At 59.7% G+C, this 25,394-nt stretch carries 20 protein-coding genes; 12 read left to right on the top strand and 8 right to left on the bottom strand.

Annotated features, from left to right (window positions below):
• Window positions 1-42: 42 nt before the first annotated feature.
• Entirely contained in the window at window positions 43-825 is a 783-nt protein-coding gene (locus G5S37_RS05755) for a DUF4239 domain-containing protein (RefSeq protein WP_165201715.1), read from the top strand.
• A 57-nt stretch (window positions 826-882) separates the two neighbouring features.
• On the opposite strand, the gene G5S37_RS05750 is transcribed toward G5S37_RS05755, so the two are convergent.
• Window positions 883-1,950, bottom strand: coding sequence for a PA0069 family radical SAM protein (locus tag G5S37_RS05750; RefSeq protein ID WP_165201713.1), 1,068 nt, complete (start codon window positions 1,948-1,950; stop codon window positions 883-885).
• A 420-nt stretch (window positions 1,951-2,370) separates the two neighbouring features.
• On the opposite strand from G5S37_RS05750, the gene G5S37_RS05745 reads away from it, so the two are divergent.
• Window positions 2,371-3,522, top strand: coding sequence for a hypothetical protein (locus tag G5S37_RS05745; RefSeq protein WP_165201711.1), 1,152 nt, complete (start codon window positions 2,371-2,373; stop codon window positions 3,520-3,522).
• A 450-nt stretch (window positions 3,523-3,972) separates the two neighbouring features.
• On the opposite strand, the gene G5S37_RS05740 is transcribed toward G5S37_RS05745, so the two are convergent.
• Entirely contained in the window at window positions 3,973-5,970 is a 1,998-nt protein-coding gene (locus G5S37_RS05740; RefSeq protein ID WP_165201709.1) for a DUF4838 domain-containing protein, read from the bottom strand.
• A 146-nt stretch (window positions 5,971-6,116) separates the two neighbouring features.
• On the opposite strand from G5S37_RS05740, the gene G5S37_RS05735 reads away from it, so the two are divergent.
• From G5S37_RS05735 to G5S37_RS05725, 3 genes are all read left to right on the top strand, one after another.
• Complete coding sequence (locus G5S37_RS05735; RefSeq protein ID WP_165201707.1) at window positions 6,117-9,926, top strand: hydantoinase B/oxoprolinase family protein; 3,810 nt, start codon at window positions 6,117-6,119, stop codon at window positions 9,924-9,926.
• Between the two features lie 237 nt (window positions 9,927-10,163).
• Window positions 10,164-10,484: a transposase gene (locus G5S37_RS05730; RefSeq protein ID WP_165201705.1), complete on the top strand. Its 321-nt coding sequence runs from the start codon at window positions 10,164-10,166 to the stop codon at window positions 10,482-10,484.
• Window positions 10,481-11,335: an IS3 family transposase gene (locus G5S37_RS05725; protein WP_165201609.1), complete on the top strand. Its 855-nt coding sequence runs from the start codon at window positions 10,481-10,483 to the stop codon at window positions 11,333-11,335. The genes G5S37_RS05730 and G5S37_RS05725 overlap by 4 nt, the downstream gene beginning before the upstream one ends.
• A 258-nt stretch (window positions 11,336-11,593) precedes the next feature.
• Here G5S37_RS05725 and G5S37_RS05720 read toward each other — a convergent pair whose 3' ends face one another.
• Together G5S37_RS05720 and G5S37_RS05715 are read right to left on the bottom strand one after the other, a co-directional pair.
• Window positions 11,594-12,244 (bottom strand): hypothetical protein, encoded by a 651-nt coding sequence (locus G5S37_RS05720; protein WP_165201703.1) that lies wholly within the window; start codon window positions 12,242-12,244, stop codon window positions 11,594-11,596.
• 127 nt (window positions 12,245-12,371) lie between these two features.
• Window positions 12,372-13,166 (bottom strand): hypothetical protein, encoded by a 795-nt coding sequence (locus tag G5S37_RS05715; protein WP_165201701.1) that lies wholly within the window; start codon window positions 13,164-13,166, stop codon window positions 12,372-12,374.
• Window positions 13,167-13,454: 288 nt separating this feature from the next.
• Between G5S37_RS05715 and G5S37_RS05710 the strand changes: the two genes are divergently transcribed.
• The 5 genes from G5S37_RS05710 (at window position 13,455) to G5S37_RS05690 (ending at window position 20,660) form a co-directional block, all read left to right on the top strand.
• Entirely contained in the window at window positions 13,455-15,335 is a 1,881-nt protein-coding gene (locus G5S37_RS05710; RefSeq protein ID WP_165201699.1) for a M4 family metallopeptidase, read from the top strand.
• 122 nt (window positions 15,336-15,457) lie between these two features.
• Window positions 15,458-17,257 carry a translation elongation factor 4 gene (lepA, locus tag G5S37_RS05705; RefSeq protein ID WP_165201697.1) on the top strand — a complete coding sequence of 600 codons (1,800 nt, stop codon included), beginning with the start codon at window positions 15,458-15,460 and terminating at the stop codon, window positions 17,255-17,257.
• A gap of 90 nt (window positions 17,258-17,347) precedes the next feature.
• Window positions 17,348-17,725, top strand: a complete 378-nt coding sequence (locus tag G5S37_RS05700) for a four helix bundle protein (protein ID WP_165201695.1) — start codon at window positions 17,348-17,350, stop codon at window positions 17,723-17,725.
• Between the two features lie 55 nt (window positions 17,726-17,780).
• Window positions 17,781-18,968: a signal peptidase I gene (gene lepB / locus G5S37_RS05695; RefSeq protein ID WP_165201693.1), complete on the top strand. Its 1,188-nt coding sequence runs from the start codon at window positions 17,781-17,783 to the stop codon at window positions 18,966-18,968.
• 144 nt (window positions 18,969-19,112) lie between these two features.
• On the top strand, window positions 19,113-20,660 hold the full coding sequence (locus G5S37_RS05690; RefSeq protein WP_165201691.1) for a hypothetical protein: 1,548 nt from the start codon (window positions 19,113-19,115) through the stop codon (window positions 20,658-20,660).
• Window positions 20,661-20,687: 27 nt separating this feature from the next.
• On the opposite strand, the gene G5S37_RS05685 is transcribed toward G5S37_RS05690, so the two are convergent.
• From G5S37_RS05685 to G5S37_RS05670, 4 genes are all read right to left on the bottom strand, one after another.
• Entirely contained in the window at window positions 20,688-21,401 is a 714-nt protein-coding gene (locus G5S37_RS05685; protein WP_165201689.1) for an alpha/beta hydrolase-fold protein, read from the bottom strand.
• Window positions 21,402-21,501: 100 nt separating this feature from the next.
• Entirely contained in the window at window positions 21,502-21,891 is a 390-nt protein-coding gene (locus G5S37_RS05680) for a hypothetical protein (protein ID WP_165201687.1), read from the bottom strand.
• A 506-nt stretch (window positions 21,892-22,397) separates the two neighbouring features.
• The gene (locus G5S37_RS05675; RefSeq protein ID WP_165201685.1) at window positions 22,398-22,982 is read right to left on the bottom strand and encodes a hypothetical protein; all 585 of its coding nucleotides are present in this window, start codon (window positions 22,980-22,982) and stop codon (window positions 22,398-22,400) included.
• The gene (locus G5S37_RS05670; RefSeq protein WP_165201683.1) at window positions 22,975-23,445 is read right to left on the bottom strand and encodes a bleomycin resistance protein; all 471 of its coding nucleotides are present in this window, start codon (window positions 23,443-23,445) and stop codon (window positions 22,975-22,977) included. Before G5S37_RS05670 ends, G5S37_RS05675 begins: the two co-directional genes overlap by 8 nt.
• A gap of 147 nt (window positions 23,446-23,592) precedes the next feature.
• Between G5S37_RS05670 and G5S37_RS05665 the strand changes: the two genes are divergently transcribed.
• Window positions 23,593-24,456 carry a hypothetical protein gene (locus G5S37_RS05665; protein WP_165201681.1) on the top strand — a complete coding sequence of 288 codons (864 nt, stop codon included), beginning with the start codon at window positions 23,593-23,595 and terminating at the stop codon, window positions 24,454-24,456.
• Complete coding sequence (locus tag G5S37_RS05660) at window positions 24,449-25,318, top strand: squalene/phytoene synthase family protein (RefSeq protein ID WP_165201679.1); 870 nt, start codon at window positions 24,449-24,451, stop codon at window positions 25,316-25,318. Before G5S37_RS05665 ends, G5S37_RS05660 begins: the two co-directional genes overlap by 8 nt.
• Window positions 25,319-25,394 lie beyond the last annotated feature (76 nt).

Raw genomic sequence — 25,394 nt, 5'->3', positions numbered from 1 at the left:
GATGTGCGCACAGACTACTCGCAACCGCGCCCAATTCCACGTATGAGCATCATCGCAACGGGAATCCTCTTTGTGTGCTTTCTGTTCGTGGGAATCCTCCTGTGTATTGAATTGGGAAAGCGGCTTGGGAAGGCCAGGTTCTCAAAGGAGGGCGAATCTGCTACTACGGGGATCAGCGCCATCGAAGGTGCTGTCTTCGGTTTGCTCGGATTGACTCTGGCCTTTCTCTTCTCAGGGGCGTTGTCGCGATTTGATGATCGCCGCAAAATCATCACTCAAGAGTGCAATGACATCGGTACTGCATGGCTCCGCGTGGATCTTCTCCCGGTGGATACGCAGCCAGCCATGCGCGACCTTTTCAGAGGCTACCTCGACTCCAGAATCGAAACTTATCGGAAGCTGCCTGATCTTGATGCTGCCAAGGCGGAACTCCAGAAGACAGCCGAACTGCAATCGAAAATCTGGACCCTGGCCGTCTCATCTACGCAGGGCACGGGCGCCAGTCCCCCACCCATGCTGCTTCTTCCAGCGCTGAACTCGATGTTCGACACTGCCACCCTGCGGACCGAGGCCTCGAAAATGCATCCGCCTATCGTCATCACCGCGATGCTGGCGGTGCTCTCTCTCGCCAGTTCGTTGTTCGCCGGCTACGACATGGCAAACCGGCGTCCATGGCTTTCGCTTCATCCCATGGCGTTCGCACTCGTACTCTCAGTGACTGTGTATGTGATCATTGACCTGGAATATCCCCACTTGGGAATGATTCAGGTGAAGGACTCCGAAGAAATCTTGATCAGCCTGCGCGACAGCATGAACGCGAAGTGAAGTCTCCGCGATGGCACTCTGATCGATGATGTATCCGGCAGGCTCAGGGACACACTACTAGATCCCCAGCTCCATCTGCCCGCCCACCGCAGGCCGCCGAAACGACGCACTGCTCATCTTCGGAATCTTCCGCGCCGCGATGCCGCTGCGAATCTTGCTCACGCGAAACACCTGCTCAATCTGGTCTGCCCACACACCCTCGCCGTGCATGCGCGTCCCAAAGTCGCGATGCGCCAAAGTCTCTCCCTGGCACTCACGAATGCGTCCGAGCACCTTCTCCTTCCTCTCCGGGAAATACTCATCCAGCCACGAAGAAAAGACCTCCTTCACGGAAAAAGGCAATCGCACCACCGTGTATGCTGCACCCGCCGCGCCACAATTCGCCGCGGCCTCCAGGATGGCGGGCATCTCGTGATCATTGATCGCGGGAATCATGGGCGCTGCAGACACGCCCACCGGAATGCCCGCCTCATGCAGCGTGCGCATGGCCTCCAGTCTCTGCTGCGGGGCCGAGGCGCGTGGTTCAAGAATGTGCGCCAACTTGGGGTCGAGTGAGGTGACAGAGAAGAACACCACCACCGCCTGGTACTTCGCCAGTTCCTTCAACAAATCGAGATCCCGCACCACGAGATGATTCTTCGTGATGATGGAGACCGGATGCCGGCACTCGGCCAGCACCTCCAGGCATCGACGCGTGATGCGCAGTTTCTTCTCTACTGGCTGGTAGCAGTCCGTCACTCCGCTGAGCGCCATGGTGGAAGGTTTGTAGGACGGCTTGGCCAGGGCCGCACGCAGCAGTGCGGGCGCATCCTGCTTCACCATGATGCGCGACTCAAAGTCCAATCCCGCGCTGAACCCCAGGTATTCGTGCGTGGGCCTCGCGTAACAGTAGGCACACCCGTGCTCGCAACCCCGGTAGGGATTCAGGCTGACTGTGAATCCGATGTCCGGGCTGTCGTTTTTCGAGATGACCGACTGGGAGTGGTCGATGAGGTACTTCGTCTGAACCTTGGCAGGAGCCTCGCCCTCCTCATACGCCACGTGGAGCTGGGCAAAACGCTGGTCCGGATTCTCCCCTGCCCCGCGGCCACGCGGACGAGTAGGAGGCAGGGCAGACGGGTCCATCAGGTGGAAAAGGTGAGGCCAAATCCGCGCAACTCAAGTGTTCTTTTGAACATAAAATCAACGCATTCTGCCCGACTTCCCGCTTGGCTCATCCTCGTTGTGTGTCGAAATGCCGAAGTGGTACCAGGTTTTGAAAGTGTTTTAAGTTGAGGCTGACATAGAACACTTTGAAATCGGACCGTCACCTCGACACTTCGTCACAGTGACCCACAGCAGGGTGCTGCATGAACCGTCCACTTGGCAGGCCAATGGTGGAGAGAGACTCTAGCCGCCATTTCTGGCCTCGAAGCTGCTTCTTTTTCTTTTGAGGAGGCGCCGCTGCTGACCATCCCTTGCAGCGGACGGGCTCCGCCTTGCACCCCTTCTTGACACTGACTCTCAAATCCCTAATTTGCCCGCCCCTTTTCCTGAAACCCGTCCATGAGCACCGCCGCCCCCAAGTCGCCCTACAACGTCAAGAATCCCTTCATCGCGCACCTGAAGCGCGCATACGACCTGACCGGCGCTGGCGCGGCCAAGAACACCCGCCACTACGAGATCGATCTCTCCGGCAGCGGCATGGAATACCTGCCCGGCGACTCCCTCGCAGTAATGCCGACGAACGACCCGAAGCTGGTGGATGAACTCCTCAGCCTGCTCAAACTCTCCGGCTCGGAAGAAGTGGCCAATCCCAAGGGCGGCACCATCAGCCTGCGCCAGGCACTGACCGAGGTGTACTCCATCACCGAAGTGGACGGCAAGCTCATCCGCTCCGTCGCCGAGAAGGCCGGCAACAGCGACCTCGCCGCTCTCGCTACGCCCGAGAAGAAGGAAGACCTCAAGAACTACCTCTGGGGCAAGGACGTGCTGGACGTCGTCGCCGAGAATCCCGGTGCCTCTTTCGACGCTCCGGAAATCGCCGGCCTGCTGCGCAAGCTGGTGGTGCGTCTCTATTCCATCTCCTCCAGCCTCCGCGCGTGCCCTGAGCAGGTGCACCTGACTGTGGCCACCGTGCGCTATGAGAGCCATGGCCGCCAGCGCGGCGGTGTGTGCTCCACCTTCCTCGCGGACCGTGTGGATGAATCCACGCCCCTGCCGACCTTCATCAAGTCCGGCGCAGGCTTCCGTCTTCCCGAGCCCACGGATGAAACACCCATCATCATGGTGGGACCCGGCACCGGCATCGCGCCCTTCCGTTCCTTCGTGCAAGAGCGCAAGGCCACCGGCGCGAAGGGCAAGTCTTGGCTCTTCTTCGGCGAAATCAACTGCAGCTCCTGCTTCTTCTACAAGGATGAGTGGGACAACTACCTCGCCGACGGCACGCTGACAAAGCTCGACACTGCCTTCTCCCGCGACCAGGAGAAGAAGCTCTATGTGCAGCATCGAATGCTGGATCACGGCAAGGACATGTATGACTGGCTCGAACAGGGCGCCATCTTCTACGTGTGCGGCGATGCCTCACGCATGGCCGTGGACGTGGACAACGCACTGCGCCAGATCGTGGCCAAGGAAGGCGGCAAGTCCCCCGACGAAGTGAACGCGTACATGGAGAACCTGAAGGCCTCCAAGCGGTATCGTCGCGACGTGTACTGAAGTTCTCAGCATGTCAGATGAACGCCTTCTCTAACGAGCAGACTCGTGATCGTTTGCGGAGTCGCCTTCGCTTGAAGGCGTTCTCCCGCCGTTCTTATTGATAATCGGCGTTAGAGCAAGCTGACATATGCGACTGATCCGGATGCTGTGACGCGCAGCGTCCCTGGACTGCGTGCAGCCCTGCTGCCGCTTTCCAGAGTCCACAGCCTGCTGTGGCGATGGTGACACCCGCTTGTACCTCGACGCGTCCAAAAAAGCTTGGCGACTTCGTCGCAGTGAAGCGTGCAGCAGGCTGCACTTTAGGAAAGCGGCAGCAGGGCTGCACGCAGTCCAGGGACGCTTCGCGTCACAACTTCTGTATCATTGCGCTCACGTTCGAGCCACGGTGAGCTCAGCAACTCTTTGGCAAAGAGTTTCAGGGGGGGCGCACCTTGTGCCCCCGCTCATCAATCAATTCGCATCCAAATCATCCACCGCCTTCTTCGCGGTCTTCTTTTTCTTGGCGCGATCCGGGTACTCTGGATGCAACCCGACCATGCGGGGAGTGATGGGACGCACCGGCCCGGCATTGATGGCAGGGGGATGCTCTGCGATCACGCGCTCCACTTCCTTCCAGTTCTCCAGCACCTTCGCAGCCACGGCCGGGTCCTTCTTCTTCCAATAACCATCCATGAGGCGGATGTTGTCGAGGATGAGCGCCGTGTACGTCAGCCCAGCCTGCACAAACTCAACGCGCCTCTGATACACCTCACTGCTTGATTTGGCTGCTTCCTTCGCGGCATCGAGGTTGGTCTGCGAATCCCGCAACAACTCCGGCGTGTACAGCTTGGGGAAATCAAACACGCCAGCCTCGAGATTCTCCGCCGTGAACGCCATACGCGCCTTTTCGATGCCTTCATAGTACGCACGCACGTGTGACGCGGCAGGACCGAAGGCACGGCGATAGTAGTCCTCCAGCACCGCTGCCGTATCCAGAGAGGGATTCCACACGAGCTGCCCCATCACATAATACTGCGGTCCCATGGTGGCCCAGTGTTCCCACACGCCGTCGATGTAGATGCCTTTGCATCCTGCCGCAGCCACCGCCTTGAGGTCACTTGCCGTCTGCTGCGTGGAGAGATCTGGCAGCCCCTGCTGCCAGCCTGCGGGACTGCCCGTGTTGGGCCTCCAGAGAAGTTCGGAAGTGACCTTGGTCCAGGCATCCCACTGTTGACGATACGTATCACCTCGCGTGGAGCCGCGATCCACCAAGCCGGTCCTGCCCAGGAAATTTGCCACACTGGCAATGACCACATTCTTCGCTGGACGCGCCGCAATGGGCGCTGGCCGTGAATGCCCATAGCTCAGCATCATCACCTGGTAGCCCTTGCCGGGATACTTCTGCTCCAGCAGCCCCGCGAGCGTGTTCGCAAAGGTCACGTCGCGATCAGAAAGCGCCGGGCGCTGGGCATTCTGCTTGTACCAGTTGAAGACACGCGGCTCGCCATCCGGGTGATCCCACGCGGAGCACTCCTTGCACACGCAGTGGCCACTGGACCAGCCGTCATTCGGCGACGCGTTGAAAAGGGTCTGCCCCGGATCTTTTGCGAGTTCCTCCTCCACCTGCTTCAGCCACAGCTCCCACACCTTCGGATTGGAAGAGCACAGCTTCACCGTGCGTGGATTCGGGAAGCCACTTCGCGTGCCATCCGGCTGCAGCGCGAAGATTTCCGGATGCGTCTCGTGATAGCGCTCCCACCAGTCGCCGAACCCATGCCCACCTTCCATAGGGAAGGAGTCCAGCATCAACCGCTGATGCAGCGTCCAATCCTGCGAGCGTCCGTAGCCGACATCCGACTGATTGGAATAATGAAACACACCTGAGCGCCCCACGATGCTGGGGTGATAGCGGTATTCCATCGGAGCGATTTTGATTTCCTCGCTCTTCACCACGTCCTCACCCAGTTCACCTGGCCAGAACCAGCGCACGCCCAACTGGCCCTGCAAAAACGTGTACACCGCATTCGCCGTGCCGGACTCGTGCTGCACATCAAACGTCTTGCGATTGCGATCCTTGACGGTCCTCCCTCCCGGAATCCAGCGATCGCGACCCGCGATGACCACATGTTTGTCATTCGCCACGATCAAGATTTCCTCGGGATGCTTGAACTCGAAATCCACCTGCGGGAACGCCGACTTCACCGCAGGCTGGTATCCCACCCAGATGGCACGCGCCGGCATTTCTGCAGGGGTTCCCTCGAGGACCTGCGGCTTCGCACCACTCATCTTCTCCAGGCAACGCGCCAGTTCCTCCGCTGCCTGCTTCGTCCGCGGCGGCGCATCCTTCGGTACCACGATGGGAGCCGGCGCAATGCTCCTGGAGGCCAGAACGAAATCAGCGGCGTGAGTACGCCCTATGCCAAGAGCAACGACCGAAACGGCAAGGAGGAAGCGGTGCAAAAGTGTCATGCGTGCATCCCGGTGGTCCGGGTGCGTGAAGAACGAAACCAACTGCTGCTGCTTTCATCATTGTGGCGGGCGGAATAGATCTTTTTTCAATCCAACCATGCATCCGCGAGCAAATCCACAACGCGCACCGATCACGCGAGCACCAGATGGCCACCTATTTGACACCCGATTCACCACTCAGTACGTTCGAGAATGACTCGGAAGGCGGCACTCTCCCAACATCACGCAATCGTATGTGGCGGATAGCAGCGGACACCGGCGGCACATTCACGGATTGCCACGGCATCGCGCCGGACGGCCATGAACATCGCGTGAAAGTGCTCTCCACCGGATGCCTGCGAGCCACCATCCGCGAGATCATCGAACCTCGCACGCTGGTGCTGCAAGGAAGGCGGGACGTGTCGGCGGATTTTTTCAGCGGATTCATCGTGCGTCCTGTCTCGGCGGCGCAGCAAGAAGTCCGGGTCCAACGCTCACAAGAGCGTGACAACGATACGATGCTTGAACTCGACGTGAGGGACTCCGCCGCACTGAACCTCTTCCACGCGGGAGCCGCCGTGGAACTCACCACGGGCGAAGCCGCCCCCGTGCTCGGCGCGAGATTACTCACCTCCACGGCTCCTGGCGCGGAGTTTCCACCTGTGCATTTCCGACTCGCCACTACGCGTGCGACGAATGCTCTACTGGAGCGCAAGGGCTCACGCGTGGCTTTCTTCATCACGGCGGGATTCGGTGACTTGCTCCTGATAGGTGACCAGCGCCGACGGCATCTTTTCGCGCTGAAGCATGAGCCGCGCGAGGTCCACTATGATACCGTGTGCGAGGTGCACGAACGCCTGGGCGCCACAGGCAAAGCCATCACCACCTTGGATGTTGAAGCCCTGCGCGCAGCGGCAATGCCATGCGTGCAGCACGGCATCACGACCGCCGCCGTGAGCCTGCTGCATAGCGATGTGAATCCCGCCCATGAGCAGCAGGTGCGGGACGTCCTTCTGCAGTGCGGCTTCACGCACGTCTCACTCAGCAGCGAGCTCGCACCTTTCATCCGCATCCTCCCGCGGGCCCAGAGCGCCGTGGTGAATGCCTACCTCACGGGACCTGTCTCGCAATTCATCACGGATGTCAGCTCTCCCCTGCCTCAGGACGGCTCGAGTACGCTGCTCATGATGACGAGTGCCGCGGGGCTGGAACCCGCCTCCAGCATCAAGCCCAAGGATCTGCTTCTCAGCGGACCCGCTGCCGGCGTGCTCGGCGCCTTGCACGCGGCACAGCGTCTCGGCTTCACGCGCATCATCACCTTCGACATGGGCGGCACCAGCACGGATGTCGCACGACTCGATGGCGCAGCAGGCTATCGCTTCACGCAAACAGTCGGCGGCATCACCTTGCTGAGCCCCAGTGTGGCCATCGAAACCGTGGCGGCTGGCGGCGGCTCCATCTGTGCGTGGACACCACAAGGCCTCACCGTGGGTCCGCAGAGTGCTGGCTCCGATCCCGGCCCTGCTTGTTACGGCAAAGGCGGCCCTCTCACCGTCACGGATGTAAACCTGCTCATGGGTCGCTTTGATCCGGCACGTGCACCCATCCCGCTGAGCCGTGAATCTGCGGAAGTGCGACTCACCGAACTCCTGCACACGGTGAATGCCGAAGCGCATCGTGGACTTTCACGCGAGGAGCTGCTGAAGCAACTCCTCGCACTCGCCACCGAGCACATGGCGGATGCCATCCGGAAAATCTCCGTGCTGGAAGGCTACCGTCCCTCCGACTACGCGCTGCTCGCCTTCGGTGGTGCTGGCCCGCAACACGCCTGCGATGTCGCGGAGAATCTCGGCATCACCACCATCCTCGCACCACATCACGCCGGCATCCTCAGTGCGGTGGGATTGCAGGAAGCACTGCCGGAGCGTTTCGCGGAGAAGCAGGTGCTGCGACTGCTGGAGGAGATCTCTCCCGAAGTGCCCACATTGCTACAGGAACTGCGGGCAAGTGCAGAGACGCAACTTGCTTCGGTCCCCTCACAGGCACATTTGCCACACACATCATCACCTCACACGACAGCGACCTTCCGGCAGATCGCAGAGCTGCGCCTGAAGGGACAGGAAACGCCGCTGCAGATCGAGTTCGAAGATCCAAAAACGCTGCACCGCACATTCGCCCAACGCTACACCCATCTCTTCGGCTACACTCCCCCTGCGGGCAAGCCGGTGGAGCTCGTCAGCCTGCGTGTCATTGCCCGCGCTGCCACGAATGAAGATCTCCCGCCTCTTGATCGAAAAACGACTTCAGAAGTGAATGGCCCGCAGCTTGTTCAAGACGCCTTCAGCACGCTGGTGATTAGCCATGGCTGGAGCGGCACTGACCATCCCGGCGCCGGTTGGATCCTACGCAAGGCAACTACCTCTGGCGCCGGCGCTCCCAGCGGCGACGAGAAAAGCATCCCTCCGGATCTCATGCGGCATCGCTTCACGAGCATCGTGGAAGACATGGGCGCCCTGCTGCGTCGCACCGCGCTTTCCACGAACATCCGCGAGCGACTCGACTTCTCCTGCGCCTTGCTGGATGCCGAGGGCCGCCTCGTGGTCAGCGCTCCGCACATTCCCGTGCACCTCGGCGCGCTCGGCGTGTGTGTGCGTGAGGTGATGAAAGTCTGCGAACTTCGCGAAGGCGATACCATCATCACGAATCATCCCGCGTTTGGTGGCTCCCATCTTCCTGATGTCACCCTCATCACGCCAGTGCATGACGACGAGCATCGCCTGCTGGGCATCGTGGCGAATCGCGCGCATCACGCGGAGATTGGTGGCAAGTCTCCCGGCTCCATGCCTGCGAACGCCACCTCGCTCGTGGAAGAAGGCGTGGTCATTCCTCCGATGATTCTGCGGCGCGATGGTGTCGTGAATCTGGATTCGATGCGAGCACTCCTCACTCAAGCTCCGTATCCCACACGTGGCATAGAGGACAATCTCGCCGATCTCCAGGCCCAACTCGCTGCCAACCTGCTGGGAACGGACCGCCTGCGTGAACTCGCTCGCGTGGCAGACACAAATGAAGCCATGCACTGGCTGCTCCGCGAGTCCCGGCTGCTCATGCGCCGCTTTCTTGATTCCATTCCCGAAGGCAGCGCTGAGGAATCACTCGATGATGGCCACCTCATTCGTGTTGCCTTGCGGAAGAAGAGCGAGCGACTGCAACTCGACTTCACGGGAACGTCTGGGCAGCATCCCGCGAATCTGAATGCCACACCTGCCATCTTGCGCAGCACCGTGCTCTATGTCCTGCGACTCGCACTTCAAGAAGACCTGCCACTCAATGAAGGCTTGCTCGAAGATGTGGACACCATCCTACCCGAAGGCTCCTTCCTGAGCCCTATCTTCACAGACGACCCCGCCCAATGCCCAGCCGTCGTCGGCGGTAACACCGAAGTCAGCCAGCGTGTCGTCGACACCCTGCTCAAGGCCCTGAAACTCCAGGCCAGCAGCCAGGGTACGATGAACAACTTCCTCTTCGGCAATGCGCGTTTCGGCTATTACGAAACGCTCTGCGGCGGCACAGGCGCAGGTCCTGGCTTCCATGGCAGCGACGCCATGCACTCGCACATGACGAACACGGCCATTACCGATCCGGAGATCATCGAGCGGCGCTATCCCGTGCGCTTGCGGCAGTTTGCGATTCGTCGCGAGTCAGGCGGGAAGGGCGAATGGAATGGCGGTAACGGCATCCTTCGCGAAGTGGAGTTTCTGGAGCCCCTCACGATCTCGCTGCTCACCCAGCATCGGAAAGTAGCGCCGTATGGCGTAGATGGCGGAGGCGCTGGTGTCTGCGGGAAGCAGACGCTGGTGCATGCGGAGGGGACTGAAGAGGAATTGCCATCCAGCGTGACGCGCGATGTACACGCGGGCGACCGTTTGCGCATCGAGACCCCCGGTGGCGGCGCGTGGGGTGGAGTTGCACACTGAAATGTTGGGTGTGGCAGGCTGCATTGGATTCAACACAGAGACGCAGAGACGCAGAGGAACTTCGGAGACTGAGGGTTGTGTGGTTGAAGGGAGCTTGGCCTTTCCAGGCCGCAGGGGGAATTCCCCTTTTGACGCTGTCGGACCAAGCAACCCGGCGGCCTGGAAAGGCCGCGCTCCTTTCTTGAGGTCATGTGAGGTGCGCTAATTTCTTGGACCACGGGATAAGAGACAAGCCGTATGAGTACCGTGACCCGAAAAAAGCGTTACAGCAGTGATTTTAAAACCCATGCCGTGGAGTTGGTCCGCATGGGCAAGAGTGTGTCCGAGGTGGCTGAAGAACTCGGCATTGGCACTGGCATCCTTTACCGTTGGACCCGGTCCCAAAGGCAGCCGGTGCAGCTCGTGGGCGCAGACCAACGAGCCGGAGGCGAGGAGGGCGAAGCCAACGAGCTGCACCGGCTGCGGCGTGAAATCGCCAACCTGCGCCTGGAGAACGACATTTTAAAAAAGGCCGCTGTCATCCTGGGCACGCCATCGCCGTCCAAACTCGCGAAATGATCCTGCAACTCCAGCGCCAGACCGGTGGGAGTGTGCGCAAGATCTGCGACGTCCTGGAGCTGCCCCGCAGCAGCTTTTACCATGCGGCAAAGCCTATCTCACGCCATGAGCAAGACGCTCGCCTGGGGGAACTCATCGAGGAGATCTTCAAACGCAACCGGTGCCGCTATGGCTACCGCAGGATCCATGAGGAGCTGTGTGACCATGGCATCGTGTGTGCGCCTTCGAGGCTGCGCCGCATCCTCAAAACACGGGGCCTCAAGGCCATCCAACCCAAGAACTACCTGCCCAAAACCAGCGATGGCCGGGCAGACCGTCCCTCTTCCAATCTGCTGGCCCAGCAGCCCGTGCCGCAGAAGCCCGGCGAGGCCTGGGTCGCAGACATCACCTTCATTCCCACTACGGCAAACTGGCTCTATCTGGCCGTGGTCATGGATTTGGGCTCGCGTCGCATTGTGGGCTGGAGTCTCGCATCACATATGCGTGCAGAACTCGTCGTCCATGCCTTGGAACAAGCCCTGCAAACCCATCCCAAAGCCAGCGGCATTGTCTTCCACAGCGACCGGGGCAGCCAGTATGGCAGCACGGCCTTCCGTTCCGTGCTCACGCGTGCCGGCCTGCGCCAGAGCATGTCGGGGCGAGCCAACCCCTATGACAATGCGTGGACAGAGTCCTTCATGGGTACCCTCAAGCGCGAGATGCTTCAAGGAGGCCGCTTTGAAGATCTCACCGATGCACGACTGGAACTCTTTGAGTACATCGAGGGCTACTACAACAACCAGCGCAAGCACTCCGCCATCGGTTACCTCACCCCCAATCAGTTTGAGACCCAATCCAGAAACCTAAACTAAGACACTCGCTGGTCCAAAAATGCGTTGCACCTCAATGCTCCAGGTTTTGTAGAAGCTGTATTTGTATCTTTCAGTCTCCGAAGTTCCTCTGCGTCTCTGTGTCTCTGCGTTGAACACCCTGCACCCAAACCCGCACCCGTGAACCCGGTGCTCTCCGCATTGCCCTGCCGCACCACGCCTCAAAAACAAAAAAGGCCCCTTTCGGAGCCTTTCGCACTTCCCTGAAAGGCTTCTGGAGAAACCTTCTACGTTGGCCCCTCACTTCGCCGGTGCCGCGTCGATCTCAATCTTCACGTCATCAAACAGAATCGGCGTGTTCGAGAACGTCGTCCCCCAGATCGAGCACTTGCCCTGACCCTTCAGGGTAGCGTCCTCATGTGTGATGAGCGCTTCCTTCGGCTCCTCACCGGAGGCAGGCCAAGCCTTGGCCGTGATGGTCCACTTCTTCTCGTCCACCTTCTTCACCTCGAGCTTGAGCTTGAACCACTCATCACTCTTCCAGGTCAGCGGCACGACTTTGATCACTTCATCGCCCTTCGTGAGCTGCAGTTCCTTGCGCGCGGCGAATGCAATCAGACGATAGCCACTCTGGCCATGCACGCCCACGGCGAACTTCGGCACACTGCGGCCCTGCTTGGTGCCAAAGACCTTCGCTTCAATGCTGGCACTGCCCGCGGCGGAGTCGCCCAGCAAGGCATTGGAGTCCGTGAGCTCACCCACTTCCACCTGCAGCGCCTTGCCGCCGTCCTTGGCCACCACGTTGAACTTGCCTTCCACCACAAAGACATCCTTCGGCGGTTCGCCCAGCTCCCAAGACTCGCAGTCATAGGCGTACTTCTTGGGCTCGGCGGAAGCCGTGGCCGTGATGGCGAGCGCGGACAACAGGAGTGGAAGGAAGCGTGCTTTCATGAATGATGGAAAAATGATCATATGCCCTCAAGGGCATATACAAATTCTGCCCCGTGAAATACGTCCGTTCGACGCCGGTTTTGGACAGAAAATCCAATCCCGGCAGTCCAAGCCGAAGCCAATCTCCTTAGATCGGCTCCTTCAGCAGCGTCAGCGCCTCTTCCACCTTCGCGCCTTCGTGCACAATCGCCGAGAGGCTGCGTGCAATGGCAACGGGAGACTGGTGCTGCCACACATTGCGGCCAATCGCGATACCCACGGCGCCGGCCTTCATGGCATCATGCACCATGGAGAGCAGGTCGAGGTCGCTGTTCATCGCCGCACCGCCGAGCACAATCACCGGCACGCCGAAGGCATTCTCCACGATGCGCTTGAAGTCATCGGAAGTACCGTTCACCGGGTACGCTGTCTTGATGATGTCCGCGCCGAGTTCCGCCGCGAGGCGCACGGCAAAGCCAATCTTCTCCACCGTGTAGTGCTCGCGCTGGCCCAGGCCGACCGGGAGCGTCTCCAGAATCACCGGCAGATCCACGTCGAGGCTCTCACTGATGAGGTCTGCGCAATTCTGGGTCACGGTCTCTTCGTTTTCCGCGCCGGGGTACAGCATGTTCATCACCGCCGTGGCGCCCACCATTTCCGCCTCGCCGAGGCCATACACATTGATGCTGCCCGCTCCGCGTCCGGTGATGCGGGTGTTGTACACATCCGTGCGGAGGCAGATGCCCTTGCCCGTGAGCAGGTCGCCCGTGCGCAGGGCCAGGCCCAGGTTCAGCACAAATCCGTCCACATAGGGATTTACGTCCTCGATGAGCTGGAAGGGGTTGCTCAGCTCCGGAACTGGAATGGCCACGCCATGGTCAATAGGAAGGATGACGGTCTTGCCGTCGCGGAAGAAGGTATCGAGATTTTCTTGGCGGCTCATGGGTCGGTCAAAATCGGGGGCAGTAGACATGGGGGAGAATGCCCCCCATGTAAAGCGCAACGTGCTTTCCCAAGGGTATACGCATGAACAGGCCCCTGGGGGTGGATTTCAGGCCTCTATGTCAGGAGACTGCCTAGAATCAAGGCGACATTGCGTGATCGTCCTCCCTAGTCACCGTTTTTCCATATTCCACCATAATATCAGAAAATTTTCTCGACATAGCATCCGTTCAAAGCGAGGCTGGTCGCGGGCCTAAGCCAAATTGTTGCCGTGTGGAAACGTCTACCTATGTTGGATCTCGCATTTAAGGTGGCATTCTATGTTGCCGTTGGCTTGGGGCTGCTCGTCGGATGCGTCTGGTACATCCGCTCCTTAAGCAATGCAATCACTGGAGGAGGGGATATCGTGATTGCTGAGTTTACCGTAGTAGGGAAAGAGGATCCCGATGGCAAAATCGGGAAGGCTCTTGCCCAGATGCTCCAAGCCCGTCTGCGTGAAGTTACCTTGGAGATTCAAGACTCTCAGCTGGAGCTTATTGATACAACCGAGTCCGACAACCGATTCAAGCATCTCATACTCACCCCGGAGATGTCTGCTGAGCCGAAGGCAATCAAACCGGAAGAGCAGAAGCCCCCAATAACCACGAGAGAGTTATCTGGAATTGCAGGCTCAGTCAGGGTGCCGGAATCTGTTCCCATTTGGAACGCAGGAGGGATCGAGCTCGGCACTAGGTTGCTGGATGCTCCGGCCCTACAAGTAAGTGTAAGTGGCGTGGACGTCGGGGGAGTGATTCACTGGTTAAACCGCCAGCTCGCCAGCAACCGGACATTGCACTTCACCTATTACGAAAACTCGAACAAACAGGTCCATGTGAGCGGCGATCTTGCCGCAGTTGACGTTAAGGGTGCCCTCCGACTGGAGATGGAAACCAAACCTCCAGAAACCGATGTTTCGCTGAGCTTGATCGCGGAACGCATGGCGTATGAGATTCTACGTCAACGACTAGGGCGTGACTCTAATAACAAAGTGGAAATATTGCAACCGGATGAGTTTCCAATACTTGTGCAGGTATTGCGTGATGCGGCGAAACATCGCAGGTCCGCATCTATGGGTAGGAATTCACAGGCGGGATTCACCAAGTCGCTGCAACAAATCACTCCGCTCGCTGGTAACGTCCCTGGATGGTATCAACTCCAGCTTCTTGCAGCAACTCTCGCTGAACAGGCCGGGGAATACCAGCAAGCATCCGAATTCTACTCCTCCGCCCTGCTTGCTATGGTCAGCCATAGCCAACAAGGAGCGGTTCCAGAATTAGTCATTCGGGTGAAAAAGCTCCAATCCGAAGCGGAAAAGCGATCCAGAGAAGACTCTTTCCACTCCCCCCTAAAAGCAGGGCCCGAAGATCCCATTGCCCGGCAGAAAATTGAAGCCGACATGGAATACGCAGTCAAACAACTCAATGCACTTTTTGGCCAGACATATTCGGCTCCGCCACTAGTGCTGCTCAAAAGCAGCGTTAGGAACGCCTTTTTTCGACCGAACGAAGGGGAATACTCTGCTCCACCACAAGTGCAGTACCTGCCGGATGTCACCTATCACAGTATGGTATTCCTCTACCTGCCGGCCGAAGCTGTAGGCCCGCAATTAGGAACAATTTTCTTCTCCTACGCAGACGTCCTTCCTATGGTCATTCAACAACGGAAAGAGGGCGAGACCGCTACAACTGCGCGATGGGTGCTAGCAGAAGGTGGGGTTGCTTGGCTCCGCGGCGAAGACCCCTCTGGTGGAGATCGGCGTCCGCTTAGGTCAATCAAGGCTCCAGGAACAGCTTACAAGGACGATTCAATGCTCGGCAACGATCCCCAACCGGCGACCATGAGTGACTACAGCCCCAGTAAACACGGCGATTTTGTTGTTGGCAATGGCATCTTAAATCGTGCTTTCTACCTCGCATCTATTAACTTGGAAGCGATTCATCCAGGTAAGGGAACTGAAAAGGCTGCGGAGATTTGGATCAGAGCACTTCCTCTTCTCCTCAAAGCGCAAAAGACTGATTTCTGGGCCTTTGCTAAAGCTCTTGAAGCAGCAGCAGCTACATCCACAGCAGATCGGGAAGCTGTTCACGAAGCGCTGGTGACGGTAGAACTTGATCCAGCCAGAGCACCGTAACCCTACGGAATTGGGCTCCCTAGGCATCGCGGTACCCTGCTAGCAAGAGGCCTCCGCCACACTGCTTGCGTATGACGGCAAACAGGTGTACCTCCATTACCCCCTTTTCCCGCTCCGCGCCGATGCCCATCTCCCTCACACGCAACTTCTCCATCATCGCCCACATCGACCACGGGAAGACCACGCTCTCCGATCGTCTTTTGGAATCCACCAAGACCATCACGGAGCGCCAGAAGCAGGATCAGCTTCTCGATGCCATGGACCTGGAGCGTGAGCGTGGCATCACCATCAAGGCCCACCCGGTCACGATGCACTACAAGGCGAAGGACGGGAAGACCTACAAGCTCAACCTGCTGGACACCCCCGGTCACGTGGACTTCAGCTACGAAGTGAGCCGTTCCCTGGCCGCCTGTGAAGGCGCCCTGCTCCTGGTGGATGCTTCCCAGGGCGTGGAAGCCCAGACCGTCGCCAACCTGAATCTCGCGCTGCAGCAGAAGCTGCACGTCATCCCGGTCATCAACAAGATCGACCTCCCCAGCGCCGACATTGAGCGCTGCAAGAAGCAACTTGAGGACATTCTGCAGCTTCCCTCGGACGAAGCCGTGCCCGCCAGTGCCAAGATGGGTCTCGGCATCACCGACATCCTGGAGGCCATCATCCGCCTGATCCCGGCACCCACGGATCCGCATGATGGCTACCTGCGCGCCTCGGTGTTTGACTCCGTCTTCGACCCGTATCGCGGCGTCGTCTCCTACGTCCGTGTCATGAGCGGCACCATTCAGCGCGGGCAGAAGATCCGCATGATGGCCTCCGGCCTGGACAACGAAGTGAAGGAAGTGGGCGTCTTCAAGCCCAAGATGATGGCCGTGGACAAGCTCGGCCCCGGTGATGTGGGCTACTTCATCGCCAACGTGAAGACCACCGCGGATGTGAAGATCGGTGACACCGTCACCGAGATGCGCCACCCTGCGCCGACCCCGCTGCCCGGCTTCAAGGAAATTCATCCGCTCGTGTTCAGCGGCATCTATCCCGTGAGCTCCGAGGACTTCGAAGCGCTGAAGATGGCCGTGGGCAAGCTGCAGATCAATGACTCCGCCTTCACCTTCATGGCGGAGAGCAGCGCCGCACTCGGCTTCGGCTTCCGCTGCGGTTTCCTTGGCCTGCTGCACATGGAAATCGTGCAGGAGCGTCTGCGCCGTGAGTTCAACATGGACGTCATCTCGACGTACCCGAGCGTTATCTACGAAGTCACCAAGACGGATGGCACCGAGGTCCTGGTGGACAATCCCTGCTTCCTCCCGCCCACGCAGATGATCGCGGAAATCCGCGAGCCCATGGTGAAAATCTTCCTCATGGTGCCGAATGAATACATCGGCGACATGATGCAGCTCGTCATGGATAAGCGCGGCAGTGTGGATCACACCGAGACGCTGGATGACAACCGCGTGCTGCTGCACAGCCTCATTCCGCTGAACGAAATCCTCGTGGACTTCAACGACAAGCTGAAGAGCATCACCCGCGGCTACGGCAGCATGGACTACGAGCACGCCGGCTACCAGCCCAGCGACCTCGTGAAGATGGACATGCTCATCGCCAGCGAGCCGGTGGATGCCTTCGCGTGCATCGTGCACCGCAGCAAGGCGGAGTCCCGAGGCCGCGCCCTCGCCGCGAAGCTAAAAGAGGTCATCCCCCAACAGCTCTTCGTCGTCGCCATCCAAGCCGCCATCGGCGGCAAGGTCATCGCCCGCGAAAGCATCAGCGCCCTCCGCAAGGACGTGACCGCCAAGTGCTACGGCGGTGACATCTCCCGTAAACGCAAACTCCTGGAGAAGCAGAAGGAAGGCAAGAAGCGCATGAAGTCCATCGGCCGCGTGAACATCCCGCAGGAAGCGTTCATCGAGGTGCTGAAGACGGGAGGCTAGCGGCGGAAGACGCGGAGAAAGGGAGAGGGGGAGACACGGAGATGCATCGTGGAACGAGATCTGTAGTGTAGAGTCGAGCCTCATACGTGTATGCCAAACATTCGATCGTTCCGGGATTTGATTGTTTGGCAGAAGTCCATGGATGCAGCCATGGCGGTATTCGAGCTTTCCAAGAAATGGCCCTCAGAGGAGAGGTTTTCCCTGACTGACCAGATTCGGCGGTCATCACGCTCTGTGCCGGCGAACATTTCCGAAGCCTGGCGCAAGCGACGCTACCCGGGAGCTTGGGTGAACAAGCTCAACGATTCCGAGGGTGAAGCGGCAGAAACGCAAACCCATCTGGAGTTTGCCAATCGCTGCTCTTACATCACAGAAACCGATCGGACGCGGCTCGATGCCCTCTACGAAGAAATCCTCGCCATGCTAGTGACCATGATTGACCAGCCCGAAAAGTGGTCCATCCGTTGATTCCCTCCTCCGCGTCTCCCGCTCTCCGTTTCTCCGCGTCTTCCTCCTCCTCCTCATGTTCCAGCCCCGCTACCTCAAGCAGGCCAAGCTCCTCTACAAGGGAGTCACCCGTTTCCTCCACTACAAGCGGGACCTGCTTCCGCCGGCGAAGCTGGATGAGATTGAGAAGCAGCGGGACGCGCTGAAGGACGCGATCAAGGAGAAGGACGCCAAGAAGATCGAGGACCTCACCAAGGACATCAACCGGACCTGTGAAAAGGCGCTGCCGGAGATGCGCACGTCCGAGCTGGCGGAGAATATCGAGGTCTTCTTCGTTTCCATCGTCATCGCTCTGGGCATCCGCACGTACATCGCCCAGCCCTTCCAGATTCCCACTGGATCCATGCAGCCCACGCTGAATGGCATCACGGCAGAGTACCGGGAGGAAGACCCCAATCCTGGATTCCTCGGGAAGGCGGGCGGCTGGTTTACCGGCACCACGTACCTCAATGTGGTGTCTGATCACGACGGCGAACTGGCATCGCCGGTCACCATCACCGAACACCCCTTCTTCATTTTCCGGCGCTTCTGCAGGCTGCACTTCAAGGATGGACACACCATCAAGATCAATGCTCCGATGACCCAGCTTCTCGGTGAGCTGCAGATCGCCCGTCATCTCGGTGTGAACACCCGCCAGGTCGGCATGGACAATCCCGACCGCACGGTGGAGCAGGTGCTTCAGGTCCCCTCAGGCACGCGGGTGCAAAAGGGGCAACTCCTCGCCCGCGGCATCGTGCGCAACGGTGACCACGTTATCGTGAACAAATTCGCCTACCATTTCCGGCGGCCGGAACGCGGTGAAGTCTTCGTCTTCACTACAAAGAACATCGCCGGAATCGAACAGGAATCTCGCTTCAATCCGAACTGGGGCTCACAGCATTACATCAAGCGTCTGGCAGGCGTGCCCGGGGACACTCTCTACATCGATCCTCCAGAATTGATCATCAATGGCAAGCCGGCCACCGAACCCGGCATCCGCAGGGTGATCGATCAGAAGGAGCCGGGCTATTACGGATACTCGTCCATCGGCGCGGGTGAGAAAACACTCCGCACCTTCCCCGATGACGAGTTCATGGCCTTGGGTGACAACAGCAACCACAGCAGCGACAGCCGCTTCTGGGGAGCGGTGCCCCGGCAAAATCTCGTTGGCCCAGGTTGGTTCTGCTACTGGCCGCTGACCAGCCACTGGGGACCCATCAAGTAATCAGGCGACCTTCAGATTGGGGAAACCGCCCTTGCAAAGTGCAGCAGCGCGCGGTTTGCACACCTTTTTCGATGAGTATTCATTTAGATACGGTTTGCGTTTGAAGGCGAACGGGTTTCCCATGGCGTGCACCAAAAGTCCGCCATGCCAGCAGTGCCTCCCCTCCCCTCGTCACCCCAGCCGCCAGCGCCCGTGCCACCACTACCGCCCAAGGCATCCGGCAAGCGCGGGATGTATGCGCTGATTGGGTGCGGAGCAGCACTGGTGTTTGCCGTGATCGTTGTCGTGGTGGGAGCCGCGCTCTGGATTGGGTTTTCCAAAAAATCCCCGACAACGGCCGGCAGCAGCGGCTCCAATGGGAATGGATCCTCTGGCGGCGGAAGCAGCAGCACCGAAGCAGGTGGCAACAGCAATGGCAATGCCCTCGGCGTCGGAGTGAGGTTGTCCCAATTTGAGCACGCGGCGGGCTCCGCCTGCATCATTGGGCCGGACGGCACCTGGCATGCCGTGTTTCAGGAAAAAGCCACCTATGGGAAGCCGGTGTTCATCTATCACCGCGCCTCCCGGGATGGCGGCGCCACGTGGTCTGCGCCAGAGGCCATTTCGGACGATGGCACTGGAAATGGATCGAGCTATCCGCGGATGGGCCAGGACATCCATGGCAACGTCTTCGCGGCCTGGGTCCGCTTTGGAAAAGACAATATCGTGGTCGCGGAATCCACCCTGGATGGCCCCGGCGGCTATGTGGAGGGCACGCTCATGCTTCGGCGTTGGAATGGGCGTGGCTGGGATGCAACCCAGACCGTGGGGAATCTCGGGAGCGTGCGCTCCTTCTGCTTCTGCAATGCGACCGATGGCTCGCTGCAGGTCGTGTGGGGAGAGCAGGGCGGCGTGATCCTGCATTGCCCAGCCACGGGTGGAGACGGCACCGTCATCGTGCCTGAAGGCAGCATCCCCTCGGATAATCCCACCTACAATCGCCCTAGCAATCTCTGCGCACTCCCGGATTCCAAAGGCGGAGTGATCGTGCTGGCCGAGCGGAAGTATCAGAACGCGCAGGAACTCATCCTGTGGCACAGCGGCACACTCCACGTCCTGGCCTCAGATCCCAAGTATCAGACTCGCAACACCTTCAACTACCCCTCCCAGATGTTCGCCGATGCCACCGGCCGCATCCACGTGATCCACATCCCCTACCCCGACTCCACTGCGAAGGCGGAGCTCTGGGATCTGGATCCGCTGACGGGTCAGCGCACCGTCATCTTCACCGGACGCGATGCGAAGGACACGATTCAGAATTTCCAACTCGCCAGCGGTATCCACGGCACCGCACACATCACGATGCAGTGGAGTCAGGGAGCCGCCGGCCTGTCCGACAGCACCGATGTGGCAGCGCTGTCCTTCGATGGCGAGAAGTGGTCAGCACCCCGCGGACTCACCGGCAACTCCCGCTCGGAATCCTTCTTCCACAAGAATCTCCCCGGTGGTGAAGTCGCTGTCCTGGAGCGCTACCACGCCCGCCATTCCTCGATGGCCGTGGACGCCAAAGGCAAGGTGCACGCGCTGGCGACGATTGACGCGCAGTCCTCCTTCAGCACCGGCACCTATCAGCAGCACGGAGGCACGAACTACAACGTCGTCTCCGGAGCCACCATCTCGCAGCCGTCCGTGTATGTGCTGCCCTGGCGCTGATCCGCGCTCATCTGCCGCAGTGGCCCATCACGGCAGCAGCCATTGCAGCGCATTGGGCAGTTCCTCCCGCCACTGCCCCATTTCGTGCCCGCCTTCATAGACTCGGTAGTGCACGTGATGGTCATGCCCTGCCAGCGCGGTGGCGAAGCGCTCGCAAGCGTGGATCTGCGACACCTCCTGCCTCAATCCCGAGGGTGGATGTGAAATGCCGAACCCCGTCTCCTGGCTCCCCACGCTCAGCCAGAAATGCAGCCGTGAGTGCGGCATCTGGCGCAGTTGGGTGGTGAGCCACTCCTCTGCCCACCAGAAGGATCCGGAGTGGCTCAGGCAGCGAGCAAACACCTGCGGGTAGAGCAGTGCCGTGTAAGCAGAGGCCAGCCCTCCCAGGCTGGGCCCGGCAATGAGGTGACCTCCTTTCGCCAGCTTGGGATGCCGCTCGCGAATCCACCGGATCACATCATTCGCGATGAAGGCCGCATGATCCCTGCTGCAAGTCAGATCCCGGTGCCGTGCCGCGCCATCCACATGTGAGACGAAGACGCATGTTACAGGCGAGATGGCACCGTCCTTTTGCAAACCATGGATCAACGACGGTGCCGCCATCTGGTTCACATAGTACTCCCCGTCCAGGAAGAGACAGAGCCGTGTGGCCGCATGGCCATGCGGAGGCTCCAGGAGCCAGACCTTTCTAGAAAAGTCTCCTCCGGCACCGGGTACCACATGCTCTTCAGGCGTGACCATGGGACGCAAATGGCCGCACGCCGCGTCGTTGCAGGCGCACTCCGGCACATTGTATCACCGGATATCCGGAAGAAAAACAAGAACTGCGATGTCGGAATTGTTATCTGCCGAAATTTTTTGCCCGTTCTTCCCTCGCTTTGGCCCTCGCTTTGCCAGCTTCCTCGATCCACTTCGCGTTCGCCTTGCCTTGTTCTTCAATCGCCTTGGCACGGGCCTTTTCACCTTCCTCGATCCACTTCGGTTTCCCCTTGGCTCGCTCCTCGATTCCCCTCGCCCGTGCCGTCTCTGTCTCTTCAACCGCTTTGGCATCTGCCCTGGCCTGTGCCTCCTCATATTTTGCCATGGCCCTGGCCGTCTCTTCGCGTGCCTTGGACGGTTCCCGGCCCATGAGCCCATTCATAAGCAGCACACTGGCCAGCATCAAGCTCAAGCAAACCGCGCTTAGCCGGCCAGGATTTGACGACGATACCTTGCGGAGAATGGATATCATGGCGTTGCCCTCCTTTCTTATTCGTGCGATGCAGTGACACACCCTTCCCCGCTGAGACGCGTTTTGGACGGATTGAATTCAGAGAGATTTGCCGGGCGCTTTGTCAGAACGTTGCTCTTCAATGAGCGTCTCGTGACAACAACAGCCCGTGCGATGATGCATATGGATTAGGTGAACCACCTTGTGCGCAACGCCTTGGAGGGTGTGTGCGAAGCACCGCCTTGGCGTGTGATGCACCATCCCTCAAGACTCCGGAATTACCACGCTACATGAAACTGAAGCAGTGCGCCGGTGATGCCTAAAGAAAACTGGTGTCGCACACTACGCGATTCACCCTCGTCCAAGCTCCGCACTAAGGCTCCCATCCCAAAGCGGTGCTTCGCACACGCACTCCACGGCGCTGCGCGCAAGGTGGCGCCCCTGAAGGTTCGCTTCAAGCCATCTCGACTCAGCCAACTCACGAGACAGTCCTCTTATATTCGATTCCACGATGTCTCCGCGACGCCCTAATACTCTGGCGTCCGCCTTTTCCAGGCTATGCCCGGGATCTGGATCCTCGTCTTGATGTCCTCATTCCACACCACGGTGAAGCCGAGCCTCCGGAACGCGTCGCAGACCATGTTCCCAATGGCCACGCCCTTCTCATCGTCACCACCGATGTCCCCGAAGGTGAGTTGAAGCACTTTACCTTTTATCACTCTCTCCAAGTCCTGCGCATGGTAGAAGCAGTAACCAACAATCCTTGATTTCTCGCCGCCACGCTCGTGCCATACTTCGCTCACATCTTCCATGCCGTCGGACTGGGTAAGGCCGGCATTCTGCAGCGCGATCATCTGAAGATGCTCAAGAGCAGCGAATGCCTCATCGAGCCGGTCGCAGTCCGTTTCCTCAGGCCATTCGAGTTGCTGCTCGAGCTTTGTTGCGAACTCGTGGTCAATGCATGTCCTCACCCAGTCGACATCGATCTGGCCGGGCCTGAAATCGTCCTTATACAGGATGTCTTCGATGTCCTGGGACGAGTAGAATCCGGACCACACGTAGTACCGGACCCGCATGAGCGCGTATTGTTCGTTGCTCAGCGATTCAGGCATCCCGCTTCTGGTGATTCGGGTTGAACACGAACTCATACTTCAGCCCATCCGGGTCGGAGAAGAAGGTGGCGTAATAACCTTCCCCATGCTCCGGACAATCACACGGCGCATCCTCAATGATGCACTCACCCGCCGCCGCCAGTGGAAGAAGCACCTCCGCGCGGAAGCGTTCCACGTCCACACGATCCAGCGCGCAAAAGGCAAGGTGGTGATGATGCCCCACCGCACCGCGCTTGTGCGGCAACGAGGCCAATGAAGGATCCGCCGTGACGATGCTGATCTCATGTGGCGTATCGTGATCCATCCTCCGCCAGTCCTCATACTCATAGGCCCCGCCATGGCTGTGGCCACCCAGTTCATATCCCAGATGGCGGAACATGGCGCCGTAGAACGGCGCCGAGCGGGTCACATTCGTCACACTGATGATGAGATGATGCAAAAGGCCACGATGCGCGTGCGACATGGCAAATCCTTACCGGAATCTGAAGTCATTCGCAATGCCATGCCGCACCTTCACACTTGCGCACCCGTGCATCCGCGTTCCAACATGGCGCCCGTCTAGGTTTTGCCAAGAAGCCCCCTCATTGCCAGCGTAGCGCCCCCCGGTGAAATGGATCCATTTCTCTGGCTGGGGGCCTTCGCCTTGTGTGTGGTGCTGCACCTGGTGATTCACCCGCAGGCGCGGCTCTTCCGCGATGCCCTGACATGGCTGGGGCGGCATCCCGCTCCATTCCTGTGGCTCATGGCTTCCCTCATGGTGCATGAATGGTGGAGTCTTCGCACCGGAGCCTCGGCACCACTCGCCGTAGCACACCCGCTCTCCCCCTGGCCGGAGGTGTTTCTGGACTGCGCCGTGCGAGGCTGGCAGCGCTTTGCCATGCTCTTCCACCAGGCCATCCATCCGCCACCCGTCCTGGCAGGCACGATCATTGGCTCGGTCATCATGGGACTCTTCAGCGCCGCCAGCCAGATGTGGCTCTGCTGCTACTTCGTCGCCTCGCGGGAATCCCTCCTGCCAGATGCCGGTGTGCGCGCTGCCCTCGTCCGGTGGAAAACCATTCTCGTGCTCGCGGTGATTCACGGTGCCTGGTGGTGGATGGCCGAGCGCACTGACTCTCCCACGCGGTTGCTGCGCGAGTGGGTGATGCCGGAGTTCCTCATTTTTCTAGGCCCCCTGCCCCTGGCCGCCGCCGCGGCGCGCGTGGATTTCCTGAAGGCGGGAAGCGCCACCGTGCGCTGGTGGGCGCGTGTGTGGCTGCCCATGCTCATGCTCGCCCTCACGGCCGTGCCGCTCCTGGCGCTGCTGGAGTACAGCCTGCACCTCCTCCCGGCGGTCATTCCCCCGGCCCGGGTGGTCACCCAACTCCTCGCCGCCAGCGTCCTGGAAGCCGCCCTGCATAGCTGGCTTTTCGTCAGCGCTGCCTTGCTTCTGCTTCGGGGTGGGTATCTTGATGATGACCCCTCCCATGTCTGAGAAAAAGCCAAGCCGAGCAGCAGCCCCCCCGGTGGGGCGTGAGATCGCGCGTCGCGCGAAGTCGAACCTCGCCTTCGCACTCTCCACCCTGCCCCGCCAACGCAAGGAGGACATGATGACCTTCTACGCCTTCTGCCGGGTCATTGACGACATCGCGGACGAACCCGTGGACACCGTCGCGGAACGGCAGCGTGCACTGGACGGGTGGAAGCACGGCATCCTTCACGGCTTCGAGGAGCCGGACGACCTGCAGGCTGAGGTCGCCGAACTGCCCAAGACCTACCCCATCGATCCCACGCTGCTGGCGGAGATCGTGAATGGTGTGGCTTCAGACCTGGTCACCACCCGCTACCGCACCTACGAGGATCTGCTGGCGTATTGTTACAAGGTCGCCTGCGTCGTGGGGCTGGTGAGCATCGAGATCTTCGGATACAAGAACCCCGCCTGCAAAGAATACGCCGTGGCCCTGGGTTACGCCCTACAGCTCACGAACATCATCCGCGATGTGGCAGAGGATGCGCGCAATGGCCGCATCTACCTGCCGCAGGAGGACCTGGAGCGTTTCGGTGTCAACGAAGTGGATCTTCTGGAAGGCCGACACACGCCGGAGTTCGAGGCGCTCATGCAGTTCCAGCACGATCGTGCGCGTGCCTTTTTCACCCAGGCCGCGAGTCTCCTGCCCAAGGAGGATCGCAGGCACATGCTGGCTGCGGAGATGATGGGCCAGATGTATGGTGAAATCCTGGAGAAAATACGCCAGCGCCACTTCCACGTCTTCGGCCCGCGCATCGGCCTGAGCAAGCTGCGAAAAATCGCCATCCTCGGCGCCTACACTGCAAAAGGCCTGCTTCGCACCAGTTGAGGCTGAATAACGCGTCGGCTGCACTCGTCCATCGCGCGTGCAAAAAAATCCATCGAAGGAAAAACGCTCGACGCGT

This window comes from Roseimicrobium sp. ORNL1, from assembly GCF_011044495.1.
Lineage (GTDB): Bacteria > Verrucomicrobiota > Verrucomicrobiia > Verrucomicrobiales > Verrucomicrobiaceae > Roseimicrobium.
The sequence above is the reverse complement of the archived record's forward strand: the minus strand, read 5'-3'. Positions and strand labels throughout refer to the sequence as shown.

What these genes read in the sequence shown, in the direction of transcription:
- G5S37_RS05755 (WP_165201715.1), top strand. Translation starts at nt 43, where the DNA reads ATGAGCATCATCGCAACGGGAATCCTCTTTGTGTGCTTTCTGTTCGTG.
- G5S37_RS05750 (WP_165201713.1), bottom strand. Translation starts at nt 1,950, where the DNA reads ATGGACCCGTCTGCCCTGCCTCCTACTCGTCCGCGTGGCCGCGGGGCA.
- G5S37_RS05745 (WP_165201711.1), top strand. Translation starts at nt 2,371, where the DNA reads ATGAGCACCGCCGCCCCCAAGTCGCCCTACAACGTCAAGAATCCCTTC.
- G5S37_RS05740 (WP_165201709.1), bottom strand. Translation starts at nt 5,970, where the DNA reads ATGACACTTTTGCACCGCTTCCTCCTTGCCGTTTCGGTCGTTGCTCTT.
- G5S37_RS05735 (WP_165201707.1), top strand. Translation starts at nt 6,117, where the DNA reads ATGGCCACCTATTTGACACCCGATTCACCACTCAGTACGTTCGAGAAT.
- G5S37_RS05730 (WP_165201705.1), top strand. Translation starts at nt 10,164, where the DNA reads ATGAGTACCGTGACCCGAAAAAAGCGTTACAGCAGTGATTTTAAAACC.
- G5S37_RS05725 (WP_165201609.1), top strand. Translation starts at nt 10,481, where the DNA reads ATGATCCTGCAACTCCAGCGCCAGACCGGTGGGAGTGTGCGCAAGATC.
- G5S37_RS05720 (WP_165201703.1), bottom strand. Translation starts at nt 12,244, where the DNA reads ATGAAAGCACGCTTCCTTCCACTCCTGTTGTCCGCGCTCGCCATCACG.
- G5S37_RS05715 (WP_165201701.1), bottom strand. Translation starts at nt 13,166, where the DNA reads ATGAGCCGCCAAGAAAATCTCGATACCTTCTTCCGCGACGGCAAGACC.
- G5S37_RS05710 (WP_165201699.1), top strand. Translation starts at nt 13,455, where the DNA reads ATGTTGGATCTCGCATTTAAGGTGGCATTCTATGTTGCCGTTGGCTTG.
- lepA (WP_165201697.1), top strand. Translation starts at nt 15,458, where the DNA reads ATGCCCATCTCCCTCACACGCAACTTCTCCATCATCGCCCACATCGAC.
- G5S37_RS05700 (WP_165201695.1), top strand. Translation starts at nt 17,348, where the DNA reads ATGCCAAACATTCGATCGTTCCGGGATTTGATTGTTTGGCAGAAGTCC.
- lepB (WP_165201693.1), top strand. Translation starts at nt 17,781, where the DNA reads ATGTTCCAGCCCCGCTACCTCAAGCAGGCCAAGCTCCTCTACAAGGGA.
- G5S37_RS05690 (WP_165201691.1), top strand. Translation starts at nt 19,113, where the DNA reads ATGCCAGCAGTGCCTCCCCTCCCCTCGTCACCCCAGCCGCCAGCGCCC.
- G5S37_RS05685 (WP_165201689.1), bottom strand. Translation starts at nt 21,401, where the DNA reads ATGGTCACGCCTGAAGAGCATGTGGTACCCGGTGCCGGAGGAGACTTT.
- G5S37_RS05680 (WP_165201687.1), bottom strand. Translation starts at nt 21,891, where the DNA reads ATGATATCCATTCTCCGCAAGGTATCGTCGTCAAATCCTGGCCGGCTA.
- G5S37_RS05675 (WP_165201685.1), bottom strand. Translation starts at nt 22,982, where the DNA reads ATGCCTGAATCGCTGAGCAACGAACAATACGCGCTCATGCGGGTCCGG.
- G5S37_RS05670 (WP_165201683.1), bottom strand. Translation starts at nt 23,445, where the DNA reads ATGTCGCACGCGCATCGTGGCCTTTTGCATCATCTCATCATCAGTGTG.
- G5S37_RS05665 (WP_165201681.1), top strand. Translation starts at nt 23,593, where the DNA reads ATGGATCCATTTCTCTGGCTGGGGGCCTTCGCCTTGTGTGTGGTGCTG.
- G5S37_RS05660 (WP_165201679.1), top strand. Translation starts at nt 24,449, where the DNA reads ATGTCTGAGAAAAAGCCAAGCCGAGCAGCAGCCCCCCCGGTGGGGCGT.